The sequence below is a fragment of the Streptomyces corchorusii genome (assembly GCF_001514055.1).
GTDB lineage: Bacteria > Actinomycetota > Actinomycetes > Streptomycetales > Streptomycetaceae > Streptomyces > Streptomyces olivaceoviridis.
On the sequence record NZ_KQ948352.1, the window covers coordinates 63,135 to 87,751 of the forward strand.

The following is a 24,617-nucleotide window of genomic DNA, read 5'->3' on the forward strand; positions in this document are numbered from 1 at the left end:
TTAGAAGTACCCCTCGCGCTTGCGGTCTTCCATCGCGGCCTCGGACAGCTTGTCGTCGGCGCGGGTCGCGCCCCGCTCGGTCAGCCGGGACGCGGCGATCTCGGCGATGACCTTCTCGATCGTGTCGGCGCCGGAGTCGACCGCGCCGGTGCAGGACATGTCGCCGACGGTCCGGTAGCGCACCTGCCGCTTCTCGACCGTCTCGCCGTCCTTGGGCCCGCCCCAGTCCCCGGCCGTCAGCCACATCCCGTCGCGCTGGAACACCTCGCGCTCGTGGGCGAAGTAGATCTCCGGCAGCTCGATGCCCTCGCGGGCGATGTACTGCCAGACGTCCAGCTCGGTCCAGTTGGACAGCGGGAAGACCCGGACGTGCTCACCGGGGGCGTGCCGGCCGTTGTACAGGTTCCACAGCTCGGGGCGCTGGCGGCGCGGGTCCCACTGGGAGAACTCGTCGCGCAGCGAGAACACCCGCTCCTTGGCGCGGGCCTTCTCCTCGTCGCGGCGGCCACCGCCGAAGACGGCGTCGAACTTCTCGCTCTGGATCTTCTCCGTCAGGGGAAGGGTCTGGAGCGGGTTGCGAGTGCCGTCGGGGCGTTCCTTGAGCACACCGCGGTCGATGTAGTCCTGGACGGAGGCCACATGGAGGCGCAGCCCATGTGCGGCCACCACACGGTCCCGGTACTCAAGGACTTCCGGGAAGTTGTGTCCGGTGTCGACATGGAGCAGCGCGAACGGCACCGGCGCGGGGGCGAAGGCCTTCAGCGCGAGGTGCAGCATGACGATGGAGTCCTTGCCGCCGGAGAACAGGATCACCGGGTTCTCGAACTCGCCCGCGACCTCACGGAAGATGTGCACCGCCTCGGACTCCAGCGCGTCCAGGTGCGACAGCGCGTACGGGCTGTCCGTGCCCTCGTCCACCTTGGCGACCGTGGTCATGCCAGTCCCCTCTCGCTCAGCAGCGCGTACACCGACGCGGCCGACTCCTGGACCGTCTGGTACTGCGACTCGATCCGCAGGTCCGGCGTCTTCGGCTCCTCGTACGGGTCGTCGACCCCGGTGAGCCCGGTCAGCTCGCCCGCGGCCTGCTTGGCGTACAACCCCTTCACATCGCGCACGCTGCACACCTCGACCGGGGTCGCCACATGGATCTCCAGGTACGGCGTCCCGTTCTCCTCGTGCCGCCCCCGCACCGCGTCCCGGCTGTCCGCGTAGGGCGCGATCACCGGCACCAGCGCCTTGACGCCGTTGCGGGCCAGTAGTTCGGCGACGAAGCCGATCCGCTGCACGTTGGTGTGCCGGTCCTCCCGGGAGAAGCCGAGGCCCGCCGAGATGAACTCGCGGATCTCGTCGCCGTCGAGCACCTCCACCCGGTGGCCCCCGGCGCGCAGCCGGTCCGCCAGCTCGTACGCGATGGTGGTCTTGCCGGCGCTCGGCAGACCCGTGAGCCAGACGGTGGCTCCGGTCGTCACGTGGTTCTCCTGAATCCGCTCGTTCGTCATCCGTGCAGCCCGCACTCGGTCTTGGCCCGGCCCGCCCAGCGGCCGGCCCGCGCGTCCTCGCCCGCCAGGACCCTGCGGGTGCACGGGGCGCAGCCGACGGAGGCGTATCCGTCCATCAGCAACGGGTTGGTGAGCACGCCGTGTTCGGCGATGTACGCGTCCACGTCGTCCTGGGTCCAGCGGGCGATCGGCGAGATCTTGACCTTCCGCCGCTTCTCGTCCCAGCCGACGACCGGGGTGTTCGCCCGGGTCGGGGACTCGTCGCGGCGCAGTCCCGTCGCCCACGCCTGGTAGTTCTCCAGGCCCTCTTCCAGCGGCCGCACTTTGCGCAGCGCGCAGCACAGGTCGGGGTCGCGGTCGTGCAGCTTCGGGCCGTACTCGGCGTCCTGTTCGGCGACCGTCTGCTTCGGCGTGAGGGTGATGACGTTGACGTCCATCACGGCCTCCACGGCGTCCCGGGTCCCGATGGTCTCCGGGAAGTGGTAGCCGGTGTCGAGGAAGACGACGTCCACGCCCTTGAGCACGCGCGAGGCGAGATGGGCGACCACGGCGTCCTCCATGGAGGAGGTGACGCAGAACTTCGTGCCGAAGGTGTCCACCGCCCACTGGAGGATCTCCAGGGCGCTGGCGTCCTCCAGGTCACGGCCCGCCTGCTCGGCGAGCGCCTTCAACTCCTCGGTGGTCCGTTCGTCCTGAGCCGTCGTCATATCAGCTCGTCCCCTCCGTTGTCGGCTCGCCGGAGCCCTCGGGAGAGCAGCCCGAGGAACTTCAGCCGGAATGCGCGGTTGCAGGCCCCGCACTCCCAGGCGCCGTGACCCTCGTCGTTCGGACGCAGGTCCTCGTCGCCGCAGTAGGGGCAGTAGAAGGGCGCGGCCCGCTCGCTCACGACAGCGCCTCCTCGCTCGCCCGCGCCGCCCAGGTCGCGAACCGCTCGCCGTCCTCGCGCTCGGCCTGGAACCGCTTGAGCACCCGCTCGATGTAGTCGGGCAGCTCCTCCGCGGTGACCTTCAGGCCGCGCACCTTGCGGCCGAAGCCCGGCTCCAGCCCGAGGGCGCCGCCCAGGTGCACCTGGTAGCCCTCGACCTGCTCGCCTCGGTCGTCGAGGACCAGCTGGCCCTTGAGACCGATGTCCGCGACCTGGATGCGGGCGCAGGCGTTCGGGCAGCCGTTGAGGTTGATGGTGATCGGCTCGTCGAAGTCCGGCAGCCGGCGCTCCAGTTCGTCGATCAGCGTCGAGCCGCGCTGCTTGGTCTCCACGATGGCGAGCTTGCAGAACTCGATGCCGGTGCAGGCCATGGTGCCGCGCCGGAAGGAGGACGGCCGGGCGGTGAGGTCCAGCGCCTCCAGGCCCTGCACCAGCGAGTCGACCTTGTCCTGCTCGACGTCGAGGATGATCATCTTCTGCTCGACGGTGGTGCGGACCCGGCCCGAGCCGTGCGCCTCCGCGAGGTCGGCGACCTTCGTCAGCGTGGCGCCGTCGACCCGGCCGACGCGCGGCGCGAAACCGACGTAGAACCGGCCGTCCTTCTGCCGGTGCACACCGATGTGGTCGCGCCACTGCTGGACCGGCTGCTCGGGAGCGGGACCGTCGGTCAGCTCGCGCTTGAGGTACTCCTCCTCCAGCACCCGCCGGAACTTCTCCGCGCCCCAGTCGGCGACGAGGAACTTCAGCCGGGCCCGGTTGCGCAGCCGGCGGTAGCCGTAGTCACGGAAGATCGAGATGACGCCCTCGTAGACGTCCGGTACCTCGTCGATCGGTACCCAGGCGCCGAGGCGCACGCCCAGCTTGGGGTTGGTGGACAGACCGCCGCCGACCCAGACGTCGAAGCCCGGGCCGTGCTCGGGGTGGCGGACGCCCACGAACGCGACGTCGTTGATCTCGTGCACGACGTCCAGCAGCGGCGAACCCGAGATGGCCGTCTTGAACTTGCGCGGCAGGTTCGAGTACGCCTTGTTGTTCAGGACGCGGCGCTTCATCTCCTCCAGCGCCGGCGTGGCGTCGATGATCTCGTCCTCGGCGATGCCCGCCACCGGGGAGCCGATCATCACGCGCGGGGTGTCGCCGCAGGCCGTGATGGTGGACAGGCCGACGCCCTCCAGCCGGTCCCAGATCTCGGGCACGTCCTCGATCCGGATCCAGTGGTACTGGACGTTCTGCCGGTCGGTGATGTCCGCCGTGCCGCGCGCGAACTCCTGCGAGATCTCGCCGATCACCCTGAGCTGCGCCGTGGTCAGCGCCCCGCCGTCGATGCGGACGCGCAGCATGAAGTACTCGTCGTCCAGTTCCTCCGGCTCCAGGATCGCGGTCTTGCCGCCGTCGATCCCGGGCTTGCGCTGGGTGTACAGCCCCCACCAGCGCATCCGGCCGCGCAGGTCGTTCGGGTCGATGGAGTCGAAGCCGCGCTTGGAGTAGATCGTCTCAATGCGTGTCCGCACATTGAGACCGTCGTCGTCCTTCTTGAACTGCTCGTTGCCGTTCAGGGGCGTGAAATGGCCGACGGCCCACTGGCCCTCACCGCGGTGACGGCTCACCTTGCGGCGGGGCGCGGAGGCGGCGGGGTTCTGTGGGGTGGCGGCCATGGATGTACGTCCTTCGGGACAGGCGGGAATGCGGCTGACCTGCGCGTACGTGCGCATGCGGCATGGGTGCGCGGCATTGCGCACACATGATCGGTACGAGGGGGGGAACGGCGGTGCTGGGAGGCGTCAGCTCGCCGGACAGATGGCGCTGGACATGCGGCCGAGGTCGACGTGCCGCCGACTCACCAAGGCAATTCCAGTTCCGGACATGACGGAAGCGTGTCACGGCGATCTGAACGCAGTCCAGCTTCATCCATCATGTGGACACCCTTGTCCCGGAATGTGGGACAAGGGTGTCGTCGCTCACATGCGTCGCCGAAAGGCTTGTCCTGGCAGGTCAGGCGGGGTATGCACCGGGCCAGGGCCCCGGCGCGGCCACATCCGGCTCCAGCTCCACCTTGGTGTCGAACAGCTTGAAGCCGCGCCGCTGGTAGTTGTCCATCGCGAACTCGCCGTCCTTGCTGCACGTGTGCAGCCACACCCGCTTCGTCGGCGTCCGCCCGGGCCACCGCTCGGCCAGGTCCCACGCGCGGGCCGTCCCGTACGCCAGCAGGTGGCCGCCGATGCGCCGGCCGCGGAAGGCGGGGATCAGCCCGAAGTAGACGATCTCGACCGCGCCCTCGTCCTGCGGCTCCAGTTCGACGTAGCCGGCCGGGGTGCCGTGGTCGTAGGCCACCCAGGTCTCCACGCCGGGCCGCTCCAGGAACTCCTGCCACCGCGCGTACGTCCAGCCCAGCCGGTCGGTCCAGCGGATGTCGCCGCCGACCGAGGCGTACAGGAACCGGCTGAACTCGGGGGAGGGCACCTCGGCGCGGACGATCCGGACGTCGCCGTCGGGGGCGGCGGCGGGCAGGAGATCGGCCGGGGAGGTCTGCTCAAGGGACCAGGTGGTGACAGGGGTGCTGCTCATGCGGGCCAGGGAACCATCCCGCGGCCCGGTCTGTCGATCGGGTCCGGGGGCGCCCGCCGCAGCCGGGCGGCGCATCGCCCGCGGGTGCGAGCGGTGACGCGGCCCCCGGGGCCGGTCGGCAGGAGCGCCGTCAGTCCAGGGAGCGGTCCAGCTCGGCCAGGGGCAGCGCGAACAGCATGCGGTCGGACAGCGACCACACCTCGCCGGTCTCCTGCCAGTAGGAGAGGGAGCCCGCGTCCTGCGCCCAGCAGCGGTCCGAGGCGTCGGCGCCGCAGCGGGCCGCCCGGGCGCCCCGGGTGTCCTGCCGCCACAGTCCGCCGTGCCCGTCCTGCGACTCGGGCAGCCGTCCCACATACCAGGACGGCCGGTCCGCCCCGGGCTTCCGGTACGACAGCAGGCCCCGGATCCCGTCGGCACGGGTCCGGTACGCCTCCACCGCGTCCGCCCGCCCCCAGGGGTCCGTGGCGAGCAGCCCGGCACGCGCCGGGTCGTCGCTGAACGCGTACCGCCACAGCCGGGCGCGCCGGTGGCCCCCGGGCGCGGTCCACTCCGCGGCGACCAGACTGTCGGGTGTCGTACCGCGGTCGAGGGCGAGCGCGCCGGGACAGGGCGGCCCGGAGGGGGCGCAGCGGCCGGAGGTGAAGCGGTACGAAGCGACCGCGGGCAGTACGTAGGCGTGGCCGTCGGCGGACCAGCCGCCGGCCACGCGGCCGATCGCCGGCCCGTCGACCGTGGTGCGCTGGATGTGGTCCAGATCGTAGACGTACAGCGCGTCGGCGCCGCCGGCCGTGGTGGTGACCAGCAGCTTGTTCTGGTACCAGACCATGCCGGAGAGTCCGGAGGCCAGGCCCCGGTAGTCCCGGCCGCCGTCGACCGGCACCACCAGCAGCACCCAGCGGTAGGAGAGGTGGGCCGGGTCGTCGGCGTCGACGAAGGCGACCCGGGCGAGGCCGCGCTCGGCGGGGCGGCCGGTGGTGGTGCTGTGGGACCAGCCGGCGAGGACGACCCGGTGGGTGCCCCAGACGCCGTCCTCGTCGGCGTCCCCGGAGGTGGTCACCGAGGCCGGCCGCCAGTCGCCGGTGGTGGTGTCGGCCGAGTCCCAGCAGTAGGCGCGGGTGGCGGCCGGGGCGACGGGCAGCGAGGCCCGGTCGCCGGTGGCGCAGTCCTCGCCCTGGCGCAGGGTTCGGTCGGTGCTCCGGAGCACGGCGTCCACGCCGACCGGGCGGCCCATCGCGCTGGTGAGCCGGTCCAGGGAGCGCGCGGCGACCAGGTGCTCCTGGAGGCGGAGCCGGCTGGTGTCCGCCGGGGAGGTCAGCGGCTTCAGCGCGCCCGGGTCGTCGGTGACGTCGGCCTGGGAGGCGCTGATCAGGGTGGCCGCGGCGGTGAGCGCGAGCGCGGTGCCGGTCAGGACAGCGCGCAGCGCAGCGCCCCGTCTGCGTCGGCGGTGTCTGCCGCGATGCTTCATCTCTCCTCCAGAGGACGGGCCAACTGTGCCGCGCGATCCGTGGGTTGACGCGAGGAACAGGTGGGGAGGCCCGTACGGGATGCTACGGCAGGAACGGGCCGCGCAGGGCCAGGACCGCGCAGATCGGTGGAAGACGCGCGTGCGGGGCCGGGGCCGGCTGGACGGTCACCCCTGTCCGGGCCGCTCGGTCCGGGCGTCGAGCACAGCATTCCGCTTCCGGGTCACCGCTGGTGCCGTCGACTGGGGAAGCAGGTGGGACGGATCTTCTGGAAGGATCACGTCCACTTCCGCATCGTCGCGGAAACGATACGGCCGATGCTGGAGGAGTTCCCCGAGATACCTCCGGATCCTGGACATCTCAGCCCGTACCGTCACGGTCCGGGACGGATCGCCGAACAGATCCTCGGCCAGCCCCGCCGCCCCGCGCCCGGCACGGTGCTCGGTGAGCAGGAACAGCAACTCGGCATGGCGCGGACTCAGTTCCCGCGACCAGGAACCCGCCGACGCCGTGACCGTCACCGTGCGGCGGCCCGGCCGGGCGAGGTCCAGCACGATCCGGCGGGCACCGGCCCGCGGCTCCTCCTCCGCCCGCAGCAGCCACCCCCCGGCCAGCGGCTCCACCGCGCAGGAGCCGAGCGAGGGCAGCCAACGGCGGCCCGGCGCCAGCGCCCCGGGCAGTGTCACCCGCCGCACGTACGGCATCCCGGTCACGGCCGCCGCCCAGCCGTCGCGGTCCACCACCAGCGCCCGCCCGGCCAGCCGGGCCAGCACCGGCGCCGCCACCACCCGCAGCCGCTCCAGCGAGGCCAGATGAAGCTCCCGCAGCCGGGCCTCGGCCAGCTTGGCGACCGAGTCCACCCAGGCGAGGGTCGCCGGATGCATGGTCTCCAGCGGGCCGCTGACGTCCACCACGCCGAGCAGCCGCCCGTCCCGCGGATCCGTGATCGGCGCGCCCGAACAGGTCCAGGAGACGTGCGACCGCACGAAGTGCTCGCCGGCGAACACCTGGACCGGCCGCCGTACCACCGCCGGGGTGCCCACCCCGTTGGTGCCGACGACGTCTTCCCGCCAGTCCGCGCCGAGTTCGAAGCCCAGCCCGTCGGCCTTCCGCAGTACCGACGGCACACCCTCCCGCCACAGCACGCGCCCGTCGGCGTCCGCGACGACCATGATGTGCTGGGCGACGTCCGCGACCGAAAGCAGCCCCTCCCGCAGCACCGGCAGGACATGCCGCAGCGGCGACTCCTCCCGCCGGCGCCGCACCTCGTCCGAGGGCAGCAGCCCGGACCTGAAGTCGCGTTCGGGGTCGACACCGCTGCGCAGCATCCGTCCCCACGACTGCTCGATCACCGGACGGGGCGCGAGCCGCGTACGCTGCCCGGCGAGCGCGGCCTCGCGCACCTCGCTCAGCACCCGCGCCGCCTGCGCCGCGTCCACGGCGGCCAGACGCGCCACGTTCATCGGCGGGTTCCCCACTGCGGTCCTCCCGGAAAGGGGCGTCGAACACACGTGTAGAGCCGTCCGGGCGGCGCTTTCCGGACCGGCTGTGCGTCTCATACTGCCGTTCCGGACATGGCGGAGGCACAGACTCCGCGCATGTGCCCCCAAGAGTTGCAACCCCCTGCAACCCTGGTGAACCACCGGAGCGTGGCCGAGACTTGACCCAGGTGGTGGGGGGTGGTGCTGTGTCGGCGCAGCACCACCCCCTCCCTCCGGGGCCCCGGCCGGGTACGCCGGGTCAGACCGGACGCGCTCGATCCACCACCGACTCCAGGTCAAGGCCCGCCGGCAACGTGCCGAAGGACGCGCCGTGGTCGCCGCCCAGACGGGAGGCGCAGAAGGCGTCGGCCACCTCCGGCGGGGCGAACCGCACCAGGAGAGAGCCCTGGAGGACCAGCGCCAGCCGCTCCGCCAGGCGCCGGGCGCGCCCCTCGACGCCCTCCAGGTCGGCGAGTTCGGTGAACAGGTCCTTCACCGCCCGGTCCAGGCGGTGGTCCGCGCCGTGCGCCCGGCCGATCTCGGTGAGGCAGGCGTCCAGCGCGCCCGGCTCCCGCCGCAGGGCCCGCAGCACGTCCAGCGCCTGCACGTTCCCCGCGCCCTCCCAGATGGAGTTCAGCGGCGACTCCCGCACCAGCCGGGGCAGACCGGACTCCTCCACGTACCCGTTGCCGCCCAGGCACTCGGCGGCCTCCACGGCCACCGGGGCACAGCGCTTGGTGATCCAGTACTTCGCGGCCGGCACCGCGAGCCGCAGGAAGGCGCGCTCCTGCTCGCCACCGTCGTCCCAGGCCGCGGCCAGCCGCAGCGCGAGCGCGGTCGCCGCCTCCGACTCCAGCGCGAGATCGGCGAGGACGTTGCGCATCAACGGCTTGTCGACCAGCTTCCCGCCGAATGCCTCCCGGTGCGCGCAGTGGTGCACGGCCTGTGCCACCGCCTGCCGCATCAGGCCCGCCGAGCCGAGCGCGCAGTCCAGCCGGGTCGCGGCGACCATCCCGATGATCGTGCGGACCCCGCGCCCCTCCTCGCCGACCCGGCGCGCCCAGGTGCCGTCGAACTCGACCTCAGCGGAGGCGTTCGAGCGGTTGCCCAGCTTGTCCTTCAGCCGCTGGATCCGGAAGACGTTGCGGGTGCCGTCGGGCAGGACCCGCGGGACCAGGAGGCAGGTGAGCCCGCCCGGGGCCTGCGCGAGCACCAGGAACGCGTCCGACATCGGCGCCGAGCAGAACCACTTGTGCCCGGTCAGCACGTACGTGCCGTCCTCCGTGAGGGGCCGTGCCGCGGTGGTGTTCGCGCGGACGTCGCTGCCGCCCTGCTTCTCGGTCATGCCCATTCCGAACAGGGCACCGGGCTTCTGTCCGGCGGGCCGCAGCTCCCGGTCGTAGACCGTGGACGTCAGCCGGGGCTCCCACTCGGCGGCCAGCTCCGCGTCGGCGCGCAGGGCGGGCACCGCCGCGTGCGTCATCGACAGCGGGCAGCAGGTGCCCGCCTCGACCTGCGTCCAGACCAGGAACCCGGCCGCCCGCCGCACGTGCCCCGACGGGCGCGTCCAGGCGCCGGTCAGCCCGGCCGAGACGCCCTTGCCGAGCAGCCGGTGCCAGGCCGGGTGGAAGTCGACCTCGTCGATCCGGTGGCCGTACCGGTCGTGGCTGCGCAGCCGGGGCGGATGCTCGTTCGCCTGCACCGCCCACTCCTGGAGCTGCGCCGAACCGGCGGCCCGGCCCAGCGCGGACAGCTCGGCGCGCACCTCCTTGAGGACATCGGCGCCGGTGTACCGGTCGACGGCCTCGGCGAGGGCCCGGTCGGCGGTGAAGACGTCGTAGCCGGCCAGCGGAGGCGGCTGGTTCGTCACGGTGTGGGTGGAGGTGCCTGCCATGAAAGCGAACCTACCCGGGACGGCGGCGGTGATGGCTGGCGGAGTGGCACAGCGCCGGAAATCGATGCGTCCGCTCGGTGATCGCCCCCGGAAGGTGAGGGCGGCCCGGTGCGGCGGCTACCGTTAGGTCGTGCAGCCAGCAAGTGAAACCCCCGAGCGGCCGGCCGGCCGGCTCCACCGCGCCAGAGCCCTCTACCGGAACGTCTCCAAGCGCAGGACCGCCTGGCTGTTGCTCAAGGACACCGTCAACTCCTGCATGGAGTACCGCATCCTGGGCCTGGCGGCCGAGGCGGCGTTCTTCACGCTGCTGTCCGTGCCGCCGCTGCTGCTGAGCCTGATCGGACTGCTCGGCTACGTCGACGACTGGACCGGCGCCGACACCATCCACAGCCTGGAGACCAACCTCCTGGAGGCCTCCCGCACGGTGCTGTCCGACAAGGGCGTCAAGGACATCGCCGAGCCGATCCTGCACGACGTGATGAAGGGCGGCCGGCCCGACGTCATCTCCATCGGCTTCCTGTTCGCCCTGTGGTCGGGCTCGCGCGCGGTGAACGTCTTCATCGACACCATCACCGTCATGTACGGCCTCGACGGCGTCCGGGGCATCGTGAAGACCCGGATCATGGCGTTCCTGCTGTTCATCGTGGCGCTGCTGATCGGCTCGGTGGCACTGCCGCTGATGGTGGCCGGGCCCGACGCGGTGGTGCGGATCCTGCCCTGGTCGGAGACGGTCGTCCAGGTCCTGTACTGGCCGGTCGTGATCGTCCTGTCCATCGTCTTCCTGACGACCCTGTACCACGTCTCGGTGCCGGTCCGCTCGCCGTGGATCGAGGACGTGCCCGGCGCGCTGGTCGCCCTCGCCATGTGGGTCCTCGGCAGCTTCCTGCTGCGCATCTACCTCACCAGCACCATCGAGGGCGCCACCATCTACGGCTCCCTCGCCGCCGCCGTCGCCGTCCTGCTGTGGATCGGTGTGTCCGCGTTCGCCGTGCTCGTCGGCGCGGCCGTGAACGCGGCCATCGACCGGGTCTGGCCGGCCGCGGCCACGGCCGCCGCGCGCGAGGCCAACGAGCGGGTGCGGCACGCGCAGGTCGCCGAGTACGTCGCCCGCGCCGCGGCGGCCCGGGAGACCGACCCGGACGACCCCGACATGCCCTCCGAGTTCCCCGAGCGCTGGTCCCGCTTCCTGCCCCCGGAGGACGTGACGGCCCGCCTGCGCACCCACGCGAAGAACCCGCACCACGCGCACAAGGGGGACGGGCGGGCCGGGGGCACCGGGCGCGCCGGGGGCGAGGACGGGGACGGGGGTACGACGCACCCGGTGCAGTGACCGTATGAGGGGGGCGGCCTTCCCTGACCCCCGTCGGGCCGTCTCCACCCCCGGGTGTGGACCCTGCGGTGGAGAAGGCGGCTGCGCTTGTCCCCGGAATGTCCACCCGGCACTCCACCCCTGCGCCGATCCGCCGGGCACCGCCTCGCACCTAGCGTGAAGATCGTGCACGCGCAGGCCGGGGCGTCCGGCCAGTGCGGACAGCCGGGCAGCGCCGTGGTTCGTCACGCCGCCCGGTACGGCTTTCGGCACCGGGCGAGGAGGCGGCGGACATGGCGGATCCGACGGGACACACGGGACGCAGTGGTACGAGGGGGAGGGCGGGCGGCACGGGCGGGGACGCCGGGGCTACCGGGGTCGGCGGGGCCATTGGGCGGATCGGGAGCGCCGGGACCGCCGGGATCGGTGGGACAGCCGGTATCTGTGGGGCCCCTGGAAGGAACGTCGGGATTGCGGGATCGGTGGGGCCACCGGGAGCAATCGGGAGCGTCGGGACTGCCGGGATCGGCGGGGCCGCCGCCGGGCGGATCGGGAGCGCCAGGACCACCGGGAGGCTCGGAAGCACCAGGACGCTCGGGAGTGCCGGGACCGGCGGCTTCCGTGGGACAGACGCGACGGACGGGTCCGCGTCCGCCGAGCCTCCCGAGCCTGCGAGGCCGTCCGGGACCGCTCGCGGCGCCCTGCTCTCCCTCGCCGTGGACCTCGTCCTCCCGCTCCTCGTCTACTACGTGGCCCGGGCACTCGGCGCCGGTCAGGCGTCGGCCCTGCTGCTGAGCGGTGCGCCACCGGCGCTGCGTCTGCTGGCCGGCGCGGCCCGGCACCGCCGGATCGACGGCGTCGACCTGTTCTTCACGGTCCTGCTGGCCGCCGCCGCGCTGGTGTCCTTGATCGGTGGCGGCCCCCGCGTCCTGCTGTTCAAGAACGCGGCACTGTCCCTCGCGGTCGGCGGCTGGGCGCTCGGCACCGCGTTCACCGGCAGACCCCTGGCGTTCCAGGTGGGACAGCGACTGCACCGGGGCGGCGCGGCCCGCGCACGGGACAGGATCTGGCAGGACAGTGCCCCGTTCCGCCGAGCCCTGCGTGTCCTCACTGCGCTGTGGGGGGCCGAGCAGCTCCTCGACGGTGCCCTCGGCTCGGCCGCCGCCGCGACGCTGCCGACCGACGCGGTGCCGCTGCTGGACCGTGCCCTCTCGCTGCTCCTGCTGGTCCTGACCGCCGGGGCCACCGCCGTGTACACCCGCCGCTTCCGCATACGGCACGCCCTCCCGCTGTTCGGAACCCCGGCACCGGCGACGGTCCACCGAGGCAGCCCCTCCCCGGCGTCCCCGCGTCCGAGCTGACGGCACCCTCGCCTTCCGCAGACCACCCGGGCGCGCCCCGTCCGGGCGGCCCGGCCACCTCGCCAGGTCACCCGGCGGCGGTTCCGCCCGCGTGTGCTCGCCTTCCCGGTCCGCCCTTCGGGCCGTCCGAGGAGGCCCAGCGGTCATCCGTGGGCGGCGTACGCTGGCCGTCGTGTATGCGGAGCGGATGTCCCGGTTGGCCGGTGCGGTCGTGTGGAGGAACTCTCCGGTCGGTGTCGGCGCCCGGCCCGTGTTGCCCGATGGGTGCATGGATCTGCTGTGGAGCGAGGGGCGGCTGCTGGTAGCCGGTCCCGACACCCGCCCCTACCTCCCCGAGGGCCCGGCGCGTTCCTGGGCGGGCATCCGCTTCTTCCCCGGCACGGCACCCGCGTTGCTCGGCGTTCCGGCGCATGAACTGCGGGACCGCCGCGTGGAGTTGGCGGACCTCTGGCCCGCCGCGAGCGTCCGCCGGCTGTGCGACCGGGTCGCGGCGGCCCCCGACCCGGCGAGCGCACTGGAGGACATCGCCCTCGACCGGGCGGCGGAGGCGGGTGCCCCGGACCCGCTGCTGCGCCGGGTGGTGGAGTGCCTGGACGAGGGCCGCACGGTGGCCGCGACGGCCGCCGCACTGGGCCTCGGTGAACGCCGGCTGCACCGCCGCTGCCTGACCGCCTTCGGGTACGGTCCGAAGACCCTGGCCCGCGTCCTGCGCCTCCAGCGGGCGCTGGCCCTGGCCCGCTCCGGGACGCCGTACGCGCAGACGGCGGTCCGCGCGGGCTATGCGGACCAGTCCCATCTGGCGCGGGAGGTGCGGGAGCTGGCGGGGATGCCGCTCGGGGAACTATTCGCCGGGCGCGGGTAGCGGGGCGAACAGGTCGACCGCGTTGCCGTCGGGGTCGTGCACGGTGGCGTAGCGCTGCCCCCAGAAGGCGTCCCACGGCCCCAGTTCCCCGTGGTGACCGGCGGCCACCAGCTCCTGGTAGCGGGCGTCGACCTCGGCGGGGGAGTCACAGCGGAAGGCGAGCGCGACCCGCCCTCCGCCGGCGGACGGCCGCCAGCCGGGATGGAAGGAGCGGACGGTCTCCTCGGTGTCCAGGGCGAGCACCAGGGCGCCGGGCAGTTCGGCCTCGACATGGGGCTGGTCCTCGGCTCCGTCGGGGAAGACCAGCCCGAGGCGGCGGTAGAAGGCGAGGGAGGCGGCCAGGTCGGAGGCGGCCAGGCCGATCACGGCGAATCGTACGGTCATGCGGCCACCGTAGGCAGCGGCCGGTCAGCCGGTCTTGAAGGAATCGGACACCGGCGGCGGGCACGGTCGCGGAGCCGGCTCCGGGCGGGCCGCGCGGCGGTCCCGGCCGGCCGTGCCGAGGTGTTCGACGAGTACGAACGTCACGCTGATCAGCAGGGACCAGGCGCCGAACTTGGTCAGCGGCACCGGCTGCCAGCCGCCGAGCTGCTGCGGGTAGCTCCAGGCGCCCGCATAGGTCGCGGCGTTCTCGGCGACCCACAGGAAGAAGCCGATCAGCACGAAGGAGACGGTGAGCGGCATGCGGTAGCGGCGGGCGCCCACGCTGAAGCCCACCCAGGTCCCGGCGGTCGCGGCGGTCATCGCCGCCGCGAGCGGCCAGCGCAGGTCCGGTATCCAGTGATGGGTGAAGAAGTTCAGGTAGACGGCGGCGGCCACCAGGGTCGTGGCGGCGGCGCGGTAGCGGGTGAAGCGCAGTTCCATCAGCCGCCGGGCCCGGCACACGTAACTGGCGACCGCCGCGTACATGAAGCCGCCGTACAGCGGCACTCCGGCGACCTTGGTGAGAGCGTCCTCGGGGTAACTCCACGACCCGAGGTGCACCTTGACCAGCTCGAACAGCAGACCCAGCACATGGCAGACGGCGATCACGGCGGTGTCCCGCCGGGTCTCCCAGCCCACCCGGCGGGCGACGAGGGTGAGCAGCACGCCGTAGACGAGGACCAGGTCGTAGCGCGCCACCGGCAGCGGGGGCAGCAGCCGGGAGGCGCCGATCCCGGCCAACAGCGCCACGGCGAAGGCGCAGGCGCGGGCCTGGACCACCCCGAACCGCACCAGTTGCCCGAGCCCGTGCCGGAGCCCACTCGCGGCGGACTTCTCCCCCTTGCGCATGCCCCCTCCTTCGCGCGACAGCGAGGGGGCCGATACTAGGCGTGCATTTGAACGTGTTCAATTGTGCGGGGTGCGGTGCCCGGGAGCCGGCCGTGCCATGCTCCTCGCGACCTCGCGGGCGGCGCTGACGAAGGCTTGTACCGCGCCGGTGGTGTGCCCGGCCCGCCAGACCAGGCCGTAGCCGGTCGGCTCCGCGTCCGTGAACGGGACGTAGGCGACACCGGGGCGGGCGTGGTACAGGGCCGTGTGCGCGGGTGCGAGCACCGCGCCCTTGCCGGCGGCGACCAGCATCAGCGCCTCCTGCATGGTGGTCATGCCGGGGCCGCGGGCGATCGGCCGGCCGCTCGGTGTGTGAGCGGGGAGGTGGTGCGCGAGCCAGTAGTCGGGCACGTCGCCGATGATCGAGAGCAGCGGTACGTCGGCCAGGTCCTCCAGACGGACCGCGTCCCGGGCGGCGAGGGGATGTGCCGAGCCGACGGCGAGAACGCGCTCCTCCGTGAGCAGCGTCGGGCCCTCGCCCAGATCCTCCTCACGCACGGGCAGTTCGGCGATCTGGAGGTCGAACTCGCCCTTGCGCAGCTGCCCGTACGGATCGGCGAGCGGTACCTCGCAGATCTCCACGGCGAGCCCGGGGTGGCTGGCGCGCAGCGCCTCGGTCGTCTTCATCACGATCTCGCCGGTCAGCGGGTTCGGGAAACCGACATGCAGCACGGTGTCGATGCCGCGCGCGGTGGCGGCGGCCCGCTCCAGGGCGGCTTCGATCGCGCGGTGGTGCGGTTCCAGGTCCGCGCGCAACTGCCGGCCGAGCGAGGTGAGGGCGACGCGGCGGCTGGTACGGATGAACAGCGGTGCGCCGACGCGGCGTTCGAGGCGCCGCACGAGCTGGCTCACCCGGGCCCGGGACAGCCTCATGCGGTCGGCCGTGCGCCCGAAGTGCAGTTCCTCGGCGAGCAGGAGGAAGCACACCAGCTCATCGCGTTCCATCGACGTCCCCCGGTCCCTCGGATCGGTAAGCCTGGTTGAACGAACGTCGCGATCTTCGCCGTTGTTCCTCTCCCTGCGCCTGATCGAGGGTGGTTCAGCCGACAACAGCCCTACACCATCGAGGAACTGATATGAGCTCAGCGAAAGCGGCGGCTGCTCTGAGTGCGCGGGACTGGGGGGTCCTGCTCGTCCTGTGCGGCGCGATCTTCCTGGAGGGCATCGATGTGGCCATGCTCAATGTGGCCCTGCCGTCCATCCGGGCCGACCTCGGTCTGTCCACCGGCTCCCTGCAATGGGTCATGAGCGCGTACGTCCTCGGATACGGCGGCTTCATGCTGGTGGGCGGACGCGCGGCCGACCTCTTCGGCCGCCGCCGGATGTTCGTCCTCTGGCTCTCGGTCTTCCTGCTCTTCTCCGGACTGGGCGGATTCGCCACGGAGGGCTGGACGCTGATCGCCGCCCGGTTCGTCACCGGAGTCGCCGCCGCCTTCATGGCCCCGGCCGGCCTCTCCCTCATCACCACCAGCTTCGAAGAGGGCCCGCGGCGCAACAAGGCCCTGCTCCTCTACTCGGGCACCGCGGCCGGCGGCTTCTCGATCGGCCTGGTCGTCGGCGGGCTGCTCACCTCGGCCGGCTGGCGCTGGGTGTTCTTCGCACCGGTCGTGCTCTCCGCGCTGATCCTCGCCGCGGCGCTCGCCCTGGTGCCGAGGACACCGCGTCCCGACCGCACCGGCCGGAGTGCCGACCTGGCCGGCGGCCTCACCATCACCGCCGCCGTCGTCCTGCTCGTCCTCGGTGTGGAGCGCGCCGCCCACACGAGCCCCGTGCGGACCCTCGGCACACTCGGCGCGGGCCTCGTCCTCCTCGCCGTGTTCATCGCCATGGAGCGCCGCTCGGCATCCCCGCTGGTCCGGCTCGGCATCTTCCGCAGCGGCGCCCTGGTCCGCGCCCATCTCATCGGACTGCTCTTCGCGGCGGGCTTCTTCGGATTCCAGTTCCTGGTCGTCCTCTACCTCCGGGAGCTGCGTGACTGGTCGACGGTGGAGACCAGCTTCGCGATGATCGTCATCGGTGCCGACGCGATCCTCTCCCCGGTCCTCACCCCCAAGCTGGTGAACCGCTTCGGCAACGCCCGGGTGATCTTCGGCGGACTGCTGCTGGCCTCGCTGTCGTACGCGCTGTTCCTCCCGGTCGGTGCCGACTGGACCTACCTGGCGATGCTTCCCAGCCTGCTGACCCTCGGCATCGCCTTCTCCCTCGCCTACGGCCCCCTCACCATCGTGGCCACCGAGGGCGTCCGGGAGGAGGAGCAGGGCCTGGCCGGCGGACTGCTCTACACCGCTTTCCAGTTCGGTGCCGCGATCGGACTCTCCGCGGCCACCGCCGTCAATGTGTCGGCCACCGCGTCGTCGTCACCGGCCGCCCTGCTCGACGGCTACCGGGCGGCCCTGTGGGTCCCCCTCGCCGCGGCCCTGCTCGCCACACTGATCGGTGCCCTCGGACTGCGCGGCCGGCCGGCGGTCGCGGTGGCCGCGGCGGGCGTACCCGCCGACCGGACCGCCGACGAACTCCCCGCCCCCCGCTGATCCCCCGCCGGCGAGGCGCACCCCCTGCCCATCACCAGGGTCAGCGCGTTCTCCGACGTGCGGGACACCTTCTCCGGCCGCGTGCGAGAGATCGCCTGGGCCCCGATGGCCACCGTCGACCACGGTCCGGCGCTCAGCCGAAGGCGACCGGTCCGTTCGGGGTGTCCACGGTGAAGGAGAGCGCGAACGGGCCCGTGGTGAGCGGCAGCGAGGTGCCCAGGGCCGCCAGCGGGCCGCGCACCCGCTCCGGGTCGGGCGCCGAGGCCGACACCGCCAGCAGCGGGGTGACCGGCAGGCCCGAGCCGGCCGGATGCGGGGAGTCGCCCCAGTCGATGAGGAACGGCAGCAGGCCCCCCGTCTCCCCGGGACCGGCGTCGGTCAGCCGCCACCGCAGCAGGGTGCCGTCCGGGGTGCGGCGGCTCATCGGCCGTACCGGGCCCGGGTCATGGCCCCGCGCCCGCGCCCCGGCGATCGCCGCGTCCAGGTCGGGCGGGCTGATCGCCCAGGTCAGCACGGTCGGCCCGGCCAGCCGGTCGACGCCGAACGGCCGCGGCCCGGCAGGCTCGGGCTGCTCCGGATCGGGCCCGAGGATCTCCAGGTAGCTCCGGCCGCCCAGCCCCACCAGGTGGTTGCGCGTACCCAGCCCGACGTGGACCCCGCCGGGCGCCGGAGTGACCCCGGTCCGCCGCGCGAACGCGGTGACCGTCGCGCCCAGGTCGGGCGTGGCCAGGACGAGATGGTCCAGCAGTGGCGGAATCGCGTTCATCGCGCAGGAGGTTACGGGATCGGGACCGTCCCCGGGAACGCCCGTGCGGCACCATGGGCGCGTGATCCGCACCGTACGCGTCCTGCCGCTGCTCCTGCTCCTTCCCGCACTGCTCACGGCGTGCGGCACCGAGAAGGCGGACACCGGCGACGCCCGGGCCCCGGCGTCCGCTGGTACCCGGGGCCCGGCGTCCCCGTCGAGCGTGCCGCGCGCCGAACTGGACGCCAGGCTGCGCGCGTCGGGCATCGCCCCCGAACTCGTCTACGTCACCGACGTGCCCGGCTTCACGCTCGCGCAGCAGTCCGTCGGCGTGAACGGCGACGACGGCTTCTCCGCCGCGTACTGGGCGGAGAACGGCGCCGTGCTCCACCTCTACGCCGAGCGGGGCAGCGCGGCCGACTGCCCGGAGGGCTCCGCCTGCGTGGCACCGGCGAAGGGCCGGGTGGTGCGGATCAGCGGCGAGAAGGTCGCGGCCGACGTGCTCCGCGAAGCCGCGGACGCCGTCCACCGCCCCGCGCCGGCGGAGCTCGCCGCGCTGCTGCCGCCGGCTCCCACGGCGACGGCACCGGTGCGGCGCGGTGACCTGCCGTCGTACGGCGACGGAGCACCCGACAACAGCGTGGGCGAAGGCGGTTGACGACAACGGCTCCCGACCCGGCGGTGCCGGGCCAGGGCACGGCGACCGGCCTGCCGGGCCGTCGGGCGTGCGCCTAGAGTCCCGTGGCATGCCTCCTCGTCTCCTCCTCTGCACCCGCACCGCCGACTACCGCCACGACTCCATCCCGGACGCGGTCGCCGCCGTCCGGGCGCTGGGCGGGTTCGCCGTCGAGCACACCGAGGACCCCGCGGACCTCGAACGGCCGCTGGACGGGTTCGCGGCCGTGGTCTTCCTCTCCACCAGCGGGGACGTGCTGACCCCGGCCGGGCGCGAGCGGCTGGAGCGGTACGTCCGGTCGGGCGGCGGCTTCGCCGGGGTGCACGCGGCGGCCTGCACCGAGTACGGGTGGCCGTACTACGGCGAACTCCTCGGCGCCCGCTTCACCCGGCACCCCGCCTGCCAGCCGGGCCGGGCCCTCGTCGCCGACCCCGCCCACCCCGCCACCCGGCGGCTGCCGCCCGTCTGGGAGTTCACCGACGAGTGGTACGACTTCGACCACGCCCCGAGCGGCGGGGCACGCGTGCTGCTGCGCGCCGACGAGACGTCGTACGACGGCGGCGGGATGGGCGCGGACCATCCGCTGGCCTGGTGTTACGAGCGGGGTCCCGGAGGCGGACGCGTGTTCTACACGGCCCTCGGCCATGCCGCCGACGCCTACCGCGACCCGGTCTTCCTGGCCCACCTGAACGGTGGCCTCACCTGGGCGGCAACGGCCGCCCAGTGACGTTTCTGCGGTGAAACGGTTGCGCCGTTGGAGTGAGTAAAGCTGGCGTAGGAGGAAGGTCACGTGAGTATCTAGAGATGCTCTTGTCTTGGCAAAGGGCGTCGAGACGCGGCGGCCCCCCTTCCACCCCGCGTCACCCACCCACAGGAGGAGCCGGACCTTGACCTACGGTAATAAGCTGCGCGAGCGCATCGCCGGTCCCGGAACCACACCGCTGATCGGTGTGTACGACATGTACTCGGCGTCGATCGCGGCCAAGCACTACGACGGGATGTTCGTATCGGGCTTCGGCTTCGCGGCCTCGTACTACGGACTGCCGGACATCGGATTCATCGCCTGGCCCGACATGGTGGCCTTCGTACAGCGGCTGCGCGGCGCGTTCCCCCACCACCACCTGCTGGTCGACATCGACGACGGGTACGTCGACCCCGAGGTCGCCTGCCACGTCGTCGAGGGGCTGGAGCGCATCGGCGCCTCCGGCGTGATCCTGGAGGACCAGAAGCGGCCCCGCCGCTGCGGCCACGCCGACGGCAAGCAGGTACTGCCCCTGGAGGAATACCTGGAGAAGCTGCACAAGGTCCTGGAGACCCGCAAGGACCTGGTCGTGGTCGCCCGCACGGACGCCACCGACGAGCACGACATCCTGCACCGCGCCGAACGGCTCGCGGCCACCGACGCCGACGTGGTGCTGGTCGACGGGGTGCGCAGCGTCGAGTGGATCAAGCGGATCCGCGAGGTCGTCGGGGACAAACCGCTGCTGTTCAACCAGATCGCCGGCGGCAAGTCGCCCCGGCTGTCCCTCGGTGAGCTGTCCGACCTCGGCGTGGACGTCGCCATCTACAGCACCCCGTGCCTGTTCGCCGCGCACGAGGCGATGGACTCCGCGCTCGCCGGTCTGAAGGCGGCCGACGGCCGGCTGCCCGAGGTGGACCCGGCGAGCGGCGTCGGCGTGAAGGCCGCCACCAGCCTGCTGGAGCGCAACATCGCCCGCGAGCGGCTCACCCCCGAGGGCGTGGGCGTGTGAGCGGTGGCGTACCGCGGCTCGGCATGGCCACGGCGGTGGCCGCCGTGCTCCTCGGGGCCGGTGCCGTACCCGCCGTCGCGTCCGGGAGCCTGATCACCGTGATCGACAACTCCCACGCCGACTCATGGCTCGAAGTCGATCGCGCGGCCAACCTCCAGACCGGCAGCGGCACCGCCGGCAGCGACCACGACGGCAGCGCCGTGGACGTGGTCGAGGCGCTCGTCGGGGCCGACCGGGGCGAGGAGGACTGAGCGGCCACCGGACGACACGACGGCCGGGCACCCCCCGCGGGAGGTGCCCGGCCGTCACCGTCGCATCGGCTCCTGGCGTCCGGTCGCCGGACTCAGTCCTCCTTGAGGTCGGGACGGCCGTTCTCGTCGAGCTCGACGTCCTCCTTCGGGTCGTGCTCGTCGGCGGGCGAGGCCACGGTGGCGCGCTGCTGTCCCGGAGCGAGGGTGCGGCAGGCGGCATGGGCCGTGCCGTAGGCGGTGACCAGGGCGACCGCGGCCACCAAGAGGGCCGCTGCGATACGCGTGGAGTGCTTCATGCCCGGCGAACGACCACCACGGGCGCGGGGTCACCTCCCGCGCCCCGACCCGCCGCCGGGATCACGCGGTCGGCCGCTCGGCCCGGCGGAGCAGGTACGCGGCGCCGGCCGAGGTGAGCGTGGTGGGGTCCGACGATCTGCCCGAGGCGTGCTGGGTCGCCCGGCGCTGACGACCGTGCGCCGGCCGCTGGCGGAGAGGGCGGCGACGGCTCTGCGGCTGCTCGCGCGGATGATGCGGGGCAACCGCCCGAGGGGACGCGGACGGAGCTGTCGACACGGCTGGTGCGGCGCGCGAGCACGGCCCCACCCGGGAAGGTCCCCACCGGGTGCCGCCCGTGAACCGCGCCGTCCGGCCGAGCGCCGAGCGGCAGCCGGCCACCCGGGCGGCATCGGCCGTCGTGCGCCGGGTCGATGAGTACGTACGGGATGCGGTGATGGTCCAGCCAGGCGTACTGGGAGGCGGACGGCTCCGCCCGGTCGACCGGCACGCCCGAGGAGCCGCGCATGGCCGGGCTTGTCCAGCCGGGCCCGGCCGGCCGGGACGACCATCTCCAGGGCCGCCTCGTACGCCGCCGCCTCCCCCTCGTGCAGCACCGCACCCGGCCGGTGCACCGGAATAGGTCCGGGCGCCGCAGTGCTCTTGGTGGGAACAGGCACGCGTGCGTGGCGAAGGGCTGGTGGGCGATGACGGCAGACCAGACGGGCCCCGTGGTCAGAACGCCCCACGGGGCCGTACGCGGCCGGTACGAGCGGGGAATCGCGGTCTTCCGGGGCATCCCGTACGCCGCCCCGCCCTTCGGCCCCCTGCGGTTCCGCCCGCCCAGCCCGCCCGAGCCCTGGGACGGGGTCCGGGACGCCGGAGCGTTCGGGCCGACCGCGCCGAAACCGCCGTACTCCGAGGCGTTCGCCCAGTACCTGTCCGACCCCGTGATCCCCGGCGATGACTGCCTCAACCTGAACGTCTGGACCCCCGAGCCGGGGCCCGGCGCCCGGCTCCCGGTCCTGGTCTGGCTGCACGGCGGCGCGCTGACCAGGGGTTCGTCGGCGGTGCCGGTGTACGACGGCAGGACTTTCGCGCGCGACGGGGTCGTCTTCGTCTCGGTCAACTACCGACTGGGGGTGGAGGGCTACGGCCTGTTCCCCGACGCGCCCCCGAACCCCGGCCTGCGCGACCAGCTCGCCGCGCTGCGCTGGGTGCACGAGTCGATCGAGGCCTTCGGCGGCGACCCCGGCCGGATCACCCTGTGCGGCCAGTCGGCCGGTGCCATCAGCGTCGGCGTCCTCCTCGCCGCCCCCCAGACGCGGGGCCTGATCCGGCGGGCGGTCCTGCAAAGCGGCGCGCCCGAGGCCGTCGACCGCGACAAGGTACGGCGGATGGTGCGCCGGATGGCCACCCGGCTGAAGGTCCCCGCCACCGCCGAGGCGTTCGCCCAGGTCGACCGCGCACTGCTGCTGCGCACGCAGGCCGAGGTCGGCCGGCTCAGCAGCCCGGTGCTGGGCGGGCCCTCGTTCGGCATCGTCGTGGACGGCGACCTCGTGCCCCGCGACCCGCTGAAGGCGCTGACCGACGGCGCCGCCGCCCGGGACGTCGACCTGCTCATGGGGTGGACCCGGGACGAGTACCGGCTGTGGCTGGTGCCCGGCGGACTGCTGGAGCACGTCGACCGGCTCGGGGCGGTCGCCCTGGCCGGGGCGATGGCCCGCTGCCACGCCGGGCACGAGGTGGCGCGCGGCTACCGCGCGCTCCACCCGGACGCCGGGACCGCCGAGATCGTCGGCCAGATGGTCACCGACCACCTGCTGCGGGTGCCGCTGCACCGGCTCGCCGACGCCCGCCCCGGCGCCAGTCACCTCTACGAGTTCGCGTGGCCCTCCCGGCTGCCCGGCCTCGGTGCCTGCCACGCCCTGGAGCTGGGGTTCGTCTTCGACAGCGGGCACGTGCCCGAGTCGCGGATGCTGGCCGGTGAGGGCGCCCCGCAGGAGCTGGGCGACGCGATGCACGCCGCCTGGGTCCGGTTCGCGGCCACCGGGGACCCCGGCTGGGCCGCCTGGGACGCGACCCATCCGGTGCGGGTCTTCGGCGAGGGGGAACCGCATACCGTGCACGGTCCCCGGGACGCGGAGACCGGCCTGTGGCCGACTGCCCGCACCGCCCCGGAGCCCGCCCTCGCCCCCGTCCCCGCGTCCGGGGTCCGGGCGCCGGGGGCCGAGCTGGCGGCGGCGGTACGGCGTCTGCGGCGCTCGGTGGTGGCCCGGCGCCGCTGAGGGCCTTCGACAACCTTGCCCGCCGCAGCGGTTGCTCCGGCGGGGGGCCGGCTGTCGGCGGCCCCTGGTCACGGCACATCACACGCGCCGAGCCGCCCGCCCGGCCACCGCAGGGGCGACGCGGCACCCGGCCGGTCCACGCGAGTCGCCGAACGCGAGGCGCGGGCGGACGGGATGCCGTCATGCCTGGCCGACGACACGTCCCCGGCACGTCCGGACCTGCCGCGCGCAGCGCGGTCCGCGCGCCCGCCCCGACCCTGCCGGTGACGGCCACCACCGCCGCGCACCCCAGCCGCCGCGTCAGCGGTCCCCCTAAGTCGCCGTTGGTGTGATCCGGCTCGCCGCAGAAGAACGGGGCCTTCTCCGGGACGGTTGCGGCCCGGTCGTGTGTGCTCGCCGGGTGGACGCCCGGCGTCGCCCTGGACGTGTGCAGCGTCGCGCACGGGAAGCGACCGGCTCGGTTCGCCTACGCGGCGAGCGCTCCGGCGATTCCCGTGATCGCCTGCGGCCCGACCCGGCAGCACCCTCCGATCAGCCGCGCTCCCGCCTCCCGCCATGCCTTGACCTGCTCGGCGCCGAACGTGGTGCGCCCGCGCCAGGCCCGGGCCCGCGCGTCCCAGGCCTCGCCGCTGTTGGGGTACACCACGACCGGCTTGCCGGTGACACGGGCCGCGATCTCCACCGCGCCCCGCACATCCTCCGGGGCACAGCAGTTGACGCCGACCGCGATCACTTCGTCCGCATCGGCGGCGAGGCCGAACGCCTCCTCCAGGGGCTGCCCGGCCCGCGTCCGCAGGCCCTCGACGGTGTACGACAGCCAGGCCGGCACCCCCAGCCCCCGCACCGCCCGCAGCAGCGCGGCGGCCTCGTCGGCGTCCGGGACGGTCTCCAGGGCGAGCACGTCCGGCGCGGCAGCGGCCAGCACCTCCATCCGGGGCCGGTGGAACCGCTCCAACTCGTCCACGCTCATCCCGTACCGGCCCCGGTACTCGGAGCCGTCCGCGAGCATGGCCCCGTAGGGGCCGACGGAGGCGGCCACCCACAGCGGGCGCGGGACACCCGCTCCCTGGGCCTGCCGGGCCGCCTCCCGGGCCAGTTCCACGCTCAGCCCGAGCAGCCGCGCGGCTTCGTCCCGGCCGATGCCGCGCTTGCCGAAGCCCTCGAAGGTGGCCTGGTAGCTGGAGGTGATCGCCACGCTCGCGCCCGCGAGGTAATAGGCGAGGTGGGCCTCGGTGACCGCTTCGGGCCGCTCGGCGAGCAGCCGTGCCGACCACAGTTCGTCGCTCAGGTCGTGCCCGGCCGACTCCAGCTGGTTGGACATGCCGCCGTCGAGCACGACGGTCCCGGCGGCGAGGGCGTCGGCGAGGCTGGGGGAGGTGTGGCTGGTCATGGTCACGACGCTAGTCGAACGACCGGGAGAAAGGGCTTTCCC

General features: G+C 73.5%; 25 protein-coding genes and 1 pseudogene. 10 read left to right on the forward strand and 16 right to left on the reverse strand.

Annotation, left to right across the window (positions count from 1 at the left end):
- The 10 genes from cysD to AQJ11_RS04500 all read right to left on the reverse strand — a co-directional run bounded on the left by cysD (position 1) and on the right by AQJ11_RS04500 (position 9,827).
- Entirely contained in the window at positions 1-936 is a 936-nt protein-coding gene (gene cysD / locus AQJ11_RS04460; protein WP_014675737.1) for a sulfate adenylyltransferase subunit CysD, read from the reverse strand.
- On the reverse strand, positions 933-1,469 hold the full coding sequence (gene cysC, locus AQJ11_RS04465; protein ID WP_014675738.1) for an adenylyl-sulfate kinase: 537 nt from the start codon (positions 1,467-1,469) through the stop codon (positions 933-935). Before cysC ends, cysD begins: the two co-directional genes overlap by 4 nt.
- Before the next feature lie 26 nt (positions 1,470-1,495).
- Positions 1,496-2,206: a phosphoadenylyl-sulfate reductase gene (locus tag AQJ11_RS04470; protein ID WP_059261947.1), complete on the reverse strand. Its 711-nt coding sequence runs from the start codon at positions 2,204-2,206 to the stop codon at positions 1,496-1,498.
- Complete coding sequence (locus tag AQJ11_RS04475) at positions 2,203-2,385, reverse strand: hypothetical protein (RefSeq protein WP_059261948.1); 183 nt, start codon at positions 2,383-2,385, stop codon at positions 2,203-2,205. The genes AQJ11_RS04470 and AQJ11_RS04475 overlap by 4 nt, the downstream gene beginning before the upstream one ends.
- A complete protein-coding gene (locus tag AQJ11_RS04480) occupies positions 2,382-4,079 on the reverse strand; it encodes a nitrite/sulfite reductase (protein WP_014675741.1) in 1,698 nt (565 codons plus the stop codon). Before AQJ11_RS04480 ends, AQJ11_RS04475 begins: the two co-directional genes overlap by 4 nt.
- A 126-nt stretch (positions 4,080-4,205) precedes the next feature.
- A complete protein-coding gene (locus AQJ11_RS52350; RefSeq protein ID WP_309486338.1) occupies positions 4,206-4,289 on the reverse strand; it encodes a putative leader peptide in 84 nt (27 codons plus the stop codon).
- A gap of 127 nt (positions 4,290-4,416) precedes the next feature.
- Positions 4,417-4,989: a GNAT family N-acetyltransferase gene (locus AQJ11_RS04485; protein WP_014675742.1), complete on the reverse strand. Its 573-nt coding sequence runs from the start codon at positions 4,987-4,989 to the stop codon at positions 4,417-4,419.
- Positions 4,990-5,119: 130 nt separating this feature from the next.
- A complete protein-coding gene (locus AQJ11_RS04490) occupies positions 5,120-6,454 on the reverse strand; it encodes a hypothetical protein (RefSeq protein WP_059261949.1) in 1,335 nt (444 codons plus the stop codon).
- A 165-nt stretch (positions 6,455-6,619) separates the two neighbouring features.
- On the reverse strand, positions 6,620-7,915 hold the full coding sequence (locus AQJ11_RS04495) for a GAF domain-containing protein (RefSeq protein ID WP_208616439.1): 1,296 nt from the start codon (positions 7,913-7,915) through the stop codon (positions 6,620-6,622).
- Positions 7,916-8,192: 277 nt separating this feature from the next.
- Positions 8,193-9,827 carry an acyl-CoA dehydrogenase family protein gene (locus AQJ11_RS04500; RefSeq protein ID WP_059261951.1) on the reverse strand — a complete coding sequence of 545 codons (1,635 nt, stop codon included), beginning with the start codon at positions 9,825-9,827 and terminating at the stop codon, positions 8,193-8,195.
- A gap of 130 nt (positions 9,828-9,957) precedes the next feature.
- Here AQJ11_RS04500 and AQJ11_RS04505 point away from each other — a divergent pair, with 130 nt between their 5' ends.
- The 3 genes from AQJ11_RS04505 (at position 9,958) to AQJ11_RS04515 (ending at position 13,359) form a co-directional block, all read left to right on the forward strand.
- On the forward strand, positions 9,958-11,157 hold the full coding sequence (locus AQJ11_RS04505; protein ID WP_244218104.1) for a YihY/virulence factor BrkB family protein: 1,200 nt from the start codon (positions 9,958-9,960) through the stop codon (positions 11,155-11,157).
- Positions 11,158-11,429: 272 nt separating this feature from the next.
- Positions 11,430-12,497: a VC0807 family protein gene (locus AQJ11_RS52355; protein ID WP_341846273.1), complete on the forward strand. Its 1,068-nt coding sequence runs from the start codon at positions 11,430-11,432 to the stop codon at positions 12,495-12,497.
- Between the two features lie 172 nt (positions 12,498-12,669).
- On the forward strand, positions 12,670-13,359 hold the full coding sequence (locus AQJ11_RS04515) for a helix-turn-helix domain-containing protein (RefSeq protein WP_208616440.1): 690 nt from the start codon (positions 12,670-12,672) through the stop codon (positions 13,357-13,359).
- On the opposite strand, the gene AQJ11_RS04520 is transcribed toward AQJ11_RS04515, so the two are convergent.
- The 3 genes from AQJ11_RS04520 to AQJ11_RS04530 are packed head-to-tail and all read right to left on the reverse strand — an operon-like array spanning position 13,339 to position 15,615.
- Positions 13,339-13,743, reverse strand: a complete 405-nt coding sequence (locus AQJ11_RS04520) for a VOC family protein (protein ID WP_059261955.1) — start codon at positions 13,741-13,743, stop codon at positions 13,339-13,341. The genes AQJ11_RS04515 and AQJ11_RS04520 overlap by 21 nt on opposite strands.
- A gap of 24 nt (positions 13,744-13,767) precedes the next feature.
- The gene (locus AQJ11_RS04525) at positions 13,768-14,631 is read right to left on the reverse strand and encodes a DUF817 domain-containing protein (RefSeq protein WP_059261956.1); all 864 of its coding nucleotides are present in this window, start codon (positions 14,629-14,631) and stop codon (positions 13,768-13,770) included.
- A 57-nt stretch (positions 14,632-14,688) separates the two neighbouring features.
- Complete coding sequence (locus AQJ11_RS04530; protein ID WP_059261957.1) at positions 14,689-15,615, reverse strand: LysR family transcriptional regulator; 927 nt, start codon at positions 15,613-15,615, stop codon at positions 14,689-14,691.
- Between the two features lie 131 nt (positions 15,616-15,746).
- On the opposite strand from AQJ11_RS04530, the gene AQJ11_RS04535 reads away from it, so the two are divergent.
- The gene (locus tag AQJ11_RS04535) at positions 15,747-17,201 is read left to right on the forward strand and encodes an MFS transporter (RefSeq protein WP_059261958.1); all 1,455 of its coding nucleotides are present in this window, start codon (positions 15,747-15,749) and stop codon (positions 17,199-17,201) included.
- 133 nt (positions 17,202-17,334) lie between these two features.
- Here AQJ11_RS04535 and AQJ11_RS04540 read toward each other — a convergent pair whose 3' ends face one another.
- A complete protein-coding gene (locus AQJ11_RS04540; protein WP_059261959.1) occupies positions 17,335-17,967 on the reverse strand; it encodes a VOC family protein in 633 nt (210 codons plus the stop codon).
- A 61-nt stretch (positions 17,968-18,028) separates the two neighbouring features.
- On the opposite strand from AQJ11_RS04540, the gene AQJ11_RS04545 reads away from it, so the two are divergent.
- The 4 genes from AQJ11_RS04545 to AQJ11_RS04560 all read left to right on the forward strand — a co-directional run bounded on the left by AQJ11_RS04545 (position 18,029) and on the right by AQJ11_RS04560 (position 20,624).
- Positions 18,029-18,604 (forward strand): hypothetical protein, encoded by a 576-nt coding sequence (locus AQJ11_RS04545; protein ID WP_059261960.1) that lies wholly within the window; start codon positions 18,029-18,031, stop codon positions 18,602-18,604.
- Positions 18,605-18,692: 88 nt separating this feature from the next.
- The gene (locus tag AQJ11_RS04550) at positions 18,693-19,349 is read left to right on the forward strand and encodes a ThuA domain-containing protein (RefSeq protein ID WP_059261961.1); all 657 of its coding nucleotides are present in this window, start codon (positions 18,693-18,695) and stop codon (positions 19,347-19,349) included.
- A gap of 160 nt (positions 19,350-19,509) precedes the next feature.
- Positions 19,510-20,373, forward strand: a complete 864-nt coding sequence (locus AQJ11_RS04555; RefSeq protein ID WP_014675756.1) for an isocitrate lyase/PEP mutase family protein — start codon at positions 19,510-19,512, stop codon at positions 20,371-20,373.
- A complete protein-coding gene (locus AQJ11_RS04560; protein WP_244218105.1) occupies positions 20,370-20,624 on the forward strand; it encodes a hypothetical protein in 255 nt (84 codons plus the stop codon). The genes AQJ11_RS04555 and AQJ11_RS04560 overlap by 4 nt, the downstream gene beginning before the upstream one ends.
- A gap of 92 nt (positions 20,625-20,716) precedes the next feature.
- Here AQJ11_RS04560 and AQJ11_RS04565 read toward each other — a convergent pair whose 3' ends face one another.
- Positions 20,717-20,920 (reverse strand): hypothetical protein, encoded by a 204-nt coding sequence (locus tag AQJ11_RS04565; protein WP_059261962.1) that lies wholly within the window; start codon positions 20,918-20,920, stop codon positions 20,717-20,719.
- Between the two features lie 104 nt (positions 20,921-21,024).
- On the opposite strand from AQJ11_RS04565, the pseudogene AQJ11_RS50745 reads away from it, so the two are divergent.
- Positions 21,025-21,259 (forward strand): annotated as a pseudogene (locus AQJ11_RS50745) (substrate-binding domain-containing protein); the annotation flags it as partial.
- A 345-nt stretch (positions 21,260-21,604) separates the two neighbouring features.
- Complete coding sequence (locus tag AQJ11_RS04570) at positions 21,605-23,185, forward strand: carboxylesterase/lipase family protein (RefSeq protein ID WP_208616452.1); 1,581 nt, start codon at positions 21,605-21,607, stop codon at positions 23,183-23,185.
- Between the two features lie 466 nt (positions 23,186-23,651).
- Here AQJ11_RS04570 and mmuM read toward each other — a convergent pair whose 3' ends face one another.
- On the reverse strand, positions 23,652-24,575 hold the full coding sequence (mmuM, locus tag AQJ11_RS04575; protein ID WP_059262253.1) for a homocysteine S-methyltransferase: 924 nt from the start codon (positions 24,573-24,575) through the stop codon (positions 23,652-23,654).
- Positions 24,576-24,617 lie beyond the last annotated feature (42 nt).

Excerpts from the sequence above, each read along its gene's own strand:
- cysD (WP_014675737.1), bottom strand. The coding sequence starts at position 936 with ATGACCACGGTCGCCAAGGTGGACGAGGGCACGGACAGCCCGTACGCG.
- AQJ11_RS04470 (WP_059261947.1), bottom strand. The coding sequence starts at position 2,206 with ATGACGACGGCTCAGGACGAACGGACCACCGAGGAGTTGAAGGCGCTC.
- AQJ11_RS04480 (WP_014675741.1), bottom strand. The coding sequence starts at position 4,079 with ATGGCCGCCACCCCACAGAACCCCGCCGCCTCCGCGCCCCGCCGCAAG.
- AQJ11_RS52350 (WP_309486338.1), bottom strand. The coding sequence starts at position 4,289 with ATGTCCGGAACTGGAATTGCCTTGGTGAGTCGGCGGCACGTCGACCTC.
- AQJ11_RS04485 (WP_014675742.1), bottom strand. The coding sequence starts at position 4,989 with ATGAGCAGCACCCCTGTCACCACCTGGTCCCTTGAGCAGACCTCCCCG.
- AQJ11_RS04490 (WP_059261949.1), bottom strand. The coding sequence starts at position 6,454 with ATGAAGCATCGCGGCAGACACCGCCGACGCAGACGGGGCGCTGCGCTG.
- AQJ11_RS04495 (WP_208616439.1), bottom strand. The coding sequence starts at position 7,915 with ATGAACGTGGCGCGTCTGGCCGCCGTGGACGCGGCGCAGGCGGCGCGG.
- AQJ11_RS04500 (WP_059261951.1), bottom strand. The coding sequence starts at position 9,827 with ATGGCAGGCACCTCCACCCACACCGTGACGAACCAGCCGCCTCCGCTG.
- AQJ11_RS52355 (WP_341846273.1), top strand. The coding sequence starts at position 11,430 with ATGGCGGATCCGACGGGACACACGGGACGCAGTGGTACGAGGGGGAGG.
- AQJ11_RS04520 (WP_059261955.1), bottom strand. The coding sequence starts at position 13,743 with ATGACCGTACGATTCGCCGTGATCGGCCTGGCCGCCTCCGACCTGGCC.
- AQJ11_RS04525 (WP_059261956.1), bottom strand. The coding sequence starts at position 14,631 with ATGCGCAAGGGGGAGAAGTCCGCCGCGAGTGGGCTCCGGCACGGGCTC.
- AQJ11_RS04530 (WP_059261957.1), bottom strand. The coding sequence starts at position 15,615 with ATGGAACGCGATGAGCTGGTGTGCTTCCTCCTGCTCGCCGAGGAACTG.
- AQJ11_RS04535 (WP_059261958.1), top strand. The coding sequence starts at position 15,747 with ATGAGCTCAGCGAAAGCGGCGGCTGCTCTGAGTGCGCGGGACTGGGGG.
- AQJ11_RS04540 (WP_059261959.1), bottom strand. The coding sequence starts at position 17,967 with ATGAACGCGATTCCGCCACTGCTGGACCATCTCGTCCTGGCCACGCCC.
- AQJ11_RS04550 (WP_059261961.1), top strand. The coding sequence starts at position 18,693 with ATGCCTCCTCGTCTCCTCCTCTGCACCCGCACCGCCGACTACCGCCAC.
- AQJ11_RS04565 (WP_059261962.1), bottom strand. The coding sequence starts at position 20,920 with ATGAAGCACTCCACGCGTATCGCAGCGGCCCTCTTGGTGGCCGCGGTC.
- AQJ11_RS04570 (WP_208616452.1), top strand. The coding sequence starts at position 21,605 with ATGACGGCAGACCAGACGGGCCCCGTGGTCAGAACGCCCCACGGGGCC.
- mmuM (WP_059262253.1), bottom strand. The coding sequence starts at position 24,575 with ATGACCAGCCACACCTCCCCCAGCCTCGCCGACGCCCTCGCCGCCGGG.